Genomic DNA, 5,811 nt, shown 5'->3' with positions numbered 1-5,811 from the left:
GATGTCGCCGCGGTACGGGGCGGCGCCCGCGGCCGTCAGCGCGGCGGCCGCGGCGGCGGTGCGGGCCAGGCCGGTGACCTGATGTCCGCTCTCCAGGAGTTCACGGATCACGGCCGAGCCGACGAATCCGGTGCCTCCGGTGACGAATACGCGCATGATGCACTCCTTGTCCGAATGTCCGAGGGGAGTCCCATCGTCCGGAGCGGGGGCGGCCCGCGTCCAAGGCCTGTTCCTCATTGCGCAATACGGAATCGGCATCACCGCAGGCCAGGGCCGGTGACGCGGAGCGTGTCCCCTGCGGCCGGGCATACCCTTGCCGTATGTCCGAACCCGTCGTCCCGGCCGAGCCCGTCGCCCCGACCGACCTCGACCTGCGTCTCGTGCGCTACTTCACCGTCGTCGCCGAGCACCGGCACTTCGGCCGGGCCGCGCAGGCGCTGCACACCACCCAGCCGTCGCTGAGCCGGCAGATCCGGCGGCTCGAACAGCAGCTGGGCGCACGGCTGTTGGACCGTACGCCGCAGGGCAGCGGGCTCACGGAGGCCGGGGAAGTGTTCCTGCCGCGGGCGAAGGCGCTGCTGCGGGCGGCCGCGCAGGCCGCGGCGCAGACCCGGGCGGCGGCCGAGCCCCGTCGCTTCACCGTCGGGTACATCTCGGGGATCATCGTGACCCCGGTCGTGCGCGAGCTGCGCCGCCGCCATCCGGACGCCGATGTGCAGGCGGTGCACCTGACGTGGAAGGAACCGCGGGCCGCGCTGCTGGAGCACCGGGTGGACGCCGCGGTGACCCGGCTCCCCTTCCCCACCGACGAGCTGGACGTCTCGGTGCTGTACGACGAGCCGCGCATCCTGCTCGTGCCCGCCGACCACCGGCTGGCCGGGAAGGAGTCCGTGAGCGTCGACGACATCGCGGGCGAGCCGCTGCCGCGGATGGCGGGCGACCCGGTCTGGGACGCGTTCTGGCGGATCGATCCGCGCCCCGACGGCAGCAGGGCGCCCGACGGCCCGGTGATCGAGGACATGGAGGACAAGCTCGAACTCGTCGCCGACGGCCGGGCGTTGGCGATCGCGGTGGGCGGGCTGCGGGCCCGCGGGATCCGGCCCGACATCACCGAGATCCCGCTGGAGGGCGTCGAGCCGAGCCACGTCGTGCTCGCGACCCGCGCGGGCGACCGGGGCCGCCTCGTGACGGACTTCCGCAGGATCGCCCGGACCCGGCTGACCGGGTCCGGGCGCTGAGGGTCAGCGGATGGGCCGGTGCACGTTCTCCCGCGCGGACGCCCCGGGGGTCGCGTCGGCGATCCAGGGGCCTTCGCCGCTCGGGTCGACGACGCCCTGCTCCAGCCAGGTGTACGTACCGCCGAGGACGCCCTTGACGACCAGTTGGTCGAGGTCATCGGTGTTGGTCCACAGCCGGTCGAAGAGTTCGTCGGCGCGGATGCGGGCCTGCCGGCAGAAGGTGTCGGCGAGCTGGTAGGCCTCGCGGCCGTAGTCCTCGGTGGTGCGCAGGAGTTCGGCGCGCACGCACGTCGCGCTCATCGCGAACAGTTCCGCGCCGATGTCGACGATGCGCCCCAGGAAGCCCTGCTTGGTCTCCATGCGGCCCTGCCAGCGGGACATGGCGTAGAAGGTGGAGCGGGCGAGTTTGCGGGACGCGCGCTCGACGTAGCGCAGGTGACCGGACAGGTCTGGATGGCCCTGCGGGTGGAACTCGGCGTACGAGCGCGGGAGTTGGCCGGGTCCCGCGACCAGTTTCGGCAGCCAGCGCGCATAGAAGCCGCCGGCCTTCGCGCCCGCTTTCGCCTTGTCGGACAGGGACTTGTCGGGGTCGATCAGGTCCCCCGCGACCGAGAGGTGGGCGTCCACCGCCTCCCGCGCGATCAGCAGGTGCATGATCTCGGTCGAGCCCTCGAAGATGCGGTTGATGCGCAGGTCGCGCAGGACCTGCTCGGCGGGGACGGCGCGTTCGCCGCGGGCCGCGAGGGAGGCGGCGGTCTCGAAGCCGCGGCCGCCGCGGATCTGGACGAGTTCGTCGGCGATCAGACAGCCCATCTCGGAGCCGTACAGCTTGGCGAGGGCGGCCTCGATGCGGATGTCGTTGCGGTCCTCGTCCGCCATCTGCGACGAGAGGTCGACGACGGCCTCCAGGGCGAACGTCGTCGCCGCGATGAAGCTGATCTTCGCGCCGACCGCCTCGTGGAAGGCGACCGGCTTGCCCCACTGCTCGCGCGCCGCCGACCACTCGCGGGCGATCTTCAGGGACCACTTGCCCGCGCCGACGCACATCGCGGGGAGCGAGAGGCGGCCGGTGTTCAAGGTCGTCAGCGCGATCTTGAGGCCCGCGCCCTCCGGCCCGATGCGGTTCGCCGCCGGGACCCTGACCTGGTGGAAGCGGGTGACGCCGTTCTCGATGCCGCGCAGACCCATGAAGGCGTTGCGGTTCTCGACGGTGATGCCGTCGGCCGCGGCCTCCACCACGAACGCGGTGATGCCGCCCTTGTGGTCCTGCGACTTCGGGACCCGCGCCATGACGACGAGGAGGTCCGCGACGACCCCGTTCGTCGTCCACAGCTTCACGCCGTCCAGGACGTACTCGTCGCCGTCGGGGACCGCGGTGGTGGCCAGGCGCGCGGGGTCGGAGCCGACGTCCGGCTCGGTCAGCAGGAACGCGCTGATGTCGGTGCGCGCGCACCGCGGCAGGAACGCGTCCTTCTGCTCCTGGGTGCCGAACATCTTCAGCGGCTGCGGTACGCCGATCGACTGATGGGCCGAGAGCAGCGCGCCGAGGGCGGGGCTCGCCGAGCCGATCAGGGCGAGGGACTTGTTGTAGTAGACCTGGGTGAGGCCGAGGCCGCCGTACTTCGTGTCGATCTTCATGCCGAGCGCGCCGAGCTCCTTGAGCCCGTGGATCGTCTCGTCGGGGATCTGCGCCTCGCGCTCGATCCGGGCCGAGTCGATCTTCGTCTCGCAGAAGTCGCGGAGCCTGGCCAGGAACTCCTCGCCGCGCCGCGCGTCCTCGTCGGGGGGCAGCGGATGGGGGTGGATGAGGTCGAGCCGGAACCGGCCGAGGAACAGCTCCTTGGCGAAGCTGGGCTTGCGCCAGTCCTGTTCACGGGCGGCCTCGGCGACCTGCCGGGCCTCCCGTTCGGAGACCTTGGCCCCGGGCTGTGGTGTTGCGGACATGAGGTTCACCTCGCCGCGCGTCGGTGCACCGGGCCGGCCCGTTACCGACTGGTGCTACCCGATCGTATGTACCTGATAACGGGCATGTCGACCAGTCCTCGCGCATCCACGGGCTCAGATCGCACCACCCCTGCCGGGCGACGGTGAGCGGAGGGGCCCTGCGGGCCGGGCCACACGGAGGGGGCACAACTTCCTTCGCACGGGGCCGAGTTGGCGCCCGGACGCCGGCGTTCGGGCGCGAGGCCGCACGCGGTGCCACGGGCCGGGACCTGCGTCCGTGCCCGCCCGCACCTTCGAGGGTGCGCGGGCGGGCACGTGCCGACGGCCGGAGCCCCCGCACAGAGTGGGCTCCGGCCGTCGGGTTCGGGGGCTCCCTACAGGGCGAGGCCGGTCAGTACGAGGACGCGCTCGTACGTGTAGTCGTCCATCGCGTAGCGCACGCCCTCGCGGCCGACGCCGGACTGCTTGGCGCCGCCGTACGGCATCTGGTCGGCGCGGTAGGACGGCACGTCGCCGACGACGACACCGCCGACCTCCAGGGCGCGGTGGGCCCGGAACGCGGTCTGCAGGTCGTGCGTGAACACCCCTGCCTGCAGGCCGTACTTGGAGTCGTTCACGGCGGCGAACGCCTCGGCCTCGCCGTCGACCTTCTGGACCGTGAGCACCGGTCCGAAGACCTCCTCGCAGGCGAGCGAGACGCCGGCCGGTACGTCGGCGAGGACGGTCGGGGCGTACGTCGCGCCGTCCCGCTTGCCGCCCGCGAGCAGCGAGGCCCCGGCGTCGACGGCCTCGGTCACCCATGCCTCCACGCGCCGGGCCGCGTCCTCGCTCACCAGCGGGCCCACGTCGGTCGCGTCGTCGGCCGGGTCGCCGGTGACCTGCGCCTCGACCGCGGCGACGATCTTCGGGAGCAGCCGGTCGTAGACGGCGGCGTCGGCGATGACGCGCTGCACCGAGATGCAGGACTGGCCGCCCTGGTAGTTGGAGAAGGTGGCGATGCGGCCCGCCGCCCAGTCCAGGTCGGCGTCGGAGGCGTAGTCGCCGAGGACGACGGCCGCGCCGTTGCCGCCGAGCTCCAGCGTGCAGTGCTTGCGCGGGACGCTGTCCATGATCGCGTAGCCGACCGGTCCGGAACCCGTGAAGGAGATGACCGGGAGGCGCTCGTCCTGGACGAGGGCGGGCATCCGGTCGTTCGGGACGGTGAGCACCGACCACGAGCCGGCCGGGAGGTCGGTCTCGGCGAGCAGTTCGCCGAGGACGAGGGAGGAGAGCGGCGTCGCCGGGGCCGGCTTGAGGATGATGGGGGCGCCGACGGCGATCGCCGGGGCGACCTTGTGGGCGCTCAGGTTCAGCGGGAAGTTGAACGGGGCGATCCCGAGGACGACGCCCTTGGGGATGCGGCGGGTCAGCGCGAGGCGGCCGGTGCCGCCCTGGTCGGTGTCGAGGCGCTGGGCGTCACCGCTGTTCCAGCGGCGTGCCTCCTCGGCGGCGAACCGGAAGACGCTGACGGCGCGGCCGACCTCGCCGCGGGCCCACTTGATCGGCTTGCCGTTCTCGGCGGAGATCAGCCGGGCGATCTCCTCGGTGCGCTCGGTGAGGCGGTCGGCGACGTGGTTCAGGGCCTTGGCGCGGACGTGCGCCGGGGTCGCGGCGAACTCGTCGACCACGGCGTGCGCGGCGGCGACGGCCTCCTCGACCTGGACCTCGGTCGGCACGGCGACGGTGCCGACGAGGCGTCCGTCGTAGGAGTTGTGGACGTCGAAGGTGTCGTCCCCGGTGGCCTGGCGGCCGGCGAGCCAGAAGGCGTGGGTGGCGGTCATGTGTCTCTACCGGCCTTTCCGTGTGGTGAGCTGCGCTTCTCGGCCCCACGTTAGGCTCCGCCGGGGTGCGGACGGTTTGGACGTCGTGGAGTGTTCGGGGGTGGGGTCTTCGACGGTTTGGCGACTAACCCCCGGTCGCCTTGAGCGCCAGCCACAACTCCATGCGCACGTCCGGATCGTCCAGCGATCGCCCCAGGATCTCCTCGACCCGGCGCATCCGGTACCGCAACGTATGCCGGTGCACCCCGAGGTCCGCGGCGGCCGCGTCCCACTGGCCGTGCCGGGACAGCCACGCCCGCAGCGAGGCGACCAGGTCGCCGCGGCCCGTCGCGTCGTGGTCGCGCAGGGCCCGCAGCAGTCCGTCCGCGAACGCCCGCACCGCGTCGTCCCCGAGCAGCGGCAGCACCGACCCGGCCACGACGTCCTCGTGCTCGACCAGGATCCGCCCGCGCCGCCGTGCGACCGACAGCGCCTGTTCGGCCTGCTTGAACGCGGTCGCGGCGGCGATCGGCCCGGCGGGCGCAGAGAACCCGACGAGCAGTTCCTCCCCCGAACCCGCACCCCTGCCGGACCGGGAAGCGGAACCCGACCCGGAGCCGGAACCCGCGGAGCCGTCCGCCCGCATCGCCTCCAGCACCTCGGCGTACTGCAGGCACGCCTCCGCGGCCGCTCCGCCGTCCACGGCGAGCAGCACCAGCCGCTCCCCGTCCGGTACGACGAGGACCGCCTCACCGGCGCGCGCGGCGGCGGACTCGGCGATGTCGGCGAGGGCCGACAGCGGGTCGCCGCCCGCCCCGGCCACCGCCTCC

5 protein-coding genes are annotated in these 5,811 nt (G+C 72.9%); 1 reads left to right on the top strand and 4 read right to left on the bottom strand.

From position 1 onward, the window contains the following. Positions 1–156, bottom strand: a 156-nt coding sequence (locus G3I40_RS27490) for an NAD-dependent epimerase/dehydratase family protein (protein WP_164304976.1), incomplete at its 3' end; no start/stop codon positions are given. A gap of 164 nt (positions 157–320) precedes the next feature. Here G3I40_RS27490 and G3I40_RS27485 point away from each other — a divergent pair. Then, entirely contained in the window at positions 321–1,238 is a 918-nt protein-coding gene (locus tag G3I40_RS27485) for a LysR family transcriptional regulator (RefSeq protein WP_164304974.1), read from the top strand. 3 nt (positions 1,239–1,241) lie between these two features. On the opposite strand, the gene G3I40_RS27480 is transcribed toward G3I40_RS27485, so the two are convergent. The 3 genes from G3I40_RS27480 to G3I40_RS27470 form a co-directional block, all read right to left on the bottom strand. Then, positions 1,242–3,182, bottom strand: a complete 1,941-nt coding sequence (locus G3I40_RS27480; protein ID WP_164304972.1) for an acyl-CoA dehydrogenase family protein — start codon at positions 3,180–3,182, stop codon at positions 1,242–1,244. Between the two features lie 374 nt (positions 3,183–3,556). Continuing rightward, positions 3,557–5,002, bottom strand: a complete 1,446-nt coding sequence (locus tag G3I40_RS27475; protein WP_164304970.1) for an aldehyde dehydrogenase family protein — start codon at positions 5,000–5,002, stop codon at positions 3,557–3,559. 124 nt (positions 5,003–5,126) lie between these two features. Continuing rightward, positions 5,127–5,811, bottom strand: a 685-nt coding sequence (locus G3I40_RS27470) for a PucR family transcriptional regulator (RefSeq protein ID WP_164304968.1), incomplete at its 5' end; no start/stop codon positions are given.

The sequence above is a fragment of the Streptomyces sp. SID14478 genome (assembly GCF_010548525.1).
Taxonomy (GTDB): domain Bacteria; phylum Actinomycetota; class Actinomycetes; order Streptomycetales; family Streptomycetaceae; genus Streptomyces.
Note: the sequence above shows the minus strand (reverse complement) of the source record. Positions and strands in the feature narration are given on the sequence as shown.

What these genes read in the sequence shown, in the direction of transcription:
- G3I40_RS27485 (WP_164304974.1), top strand. Translation starts at nt 321, where the DNA reads ATGTCCGAACCCGTCGTCCCGGCCGAGCCCGTCGCCCCGACCGACCTC.
- G3I40_RS27480 (WP_164304972.1), bottom strand. Translation starts at nt 3,182, where the DNA reads ATGTCCGCAACACCACAGCCCGGGGCCAAGGTCTCCGAACGGGAGGCC.
- G3I40_RS27475 (WP_164304970.1), bottom strand. Translation starts at nt 5,002, where the DNA reads ATGACCGCCACCCACGCCTTCTGGCTCGCCGGCCGCCAGGCCACCGGG.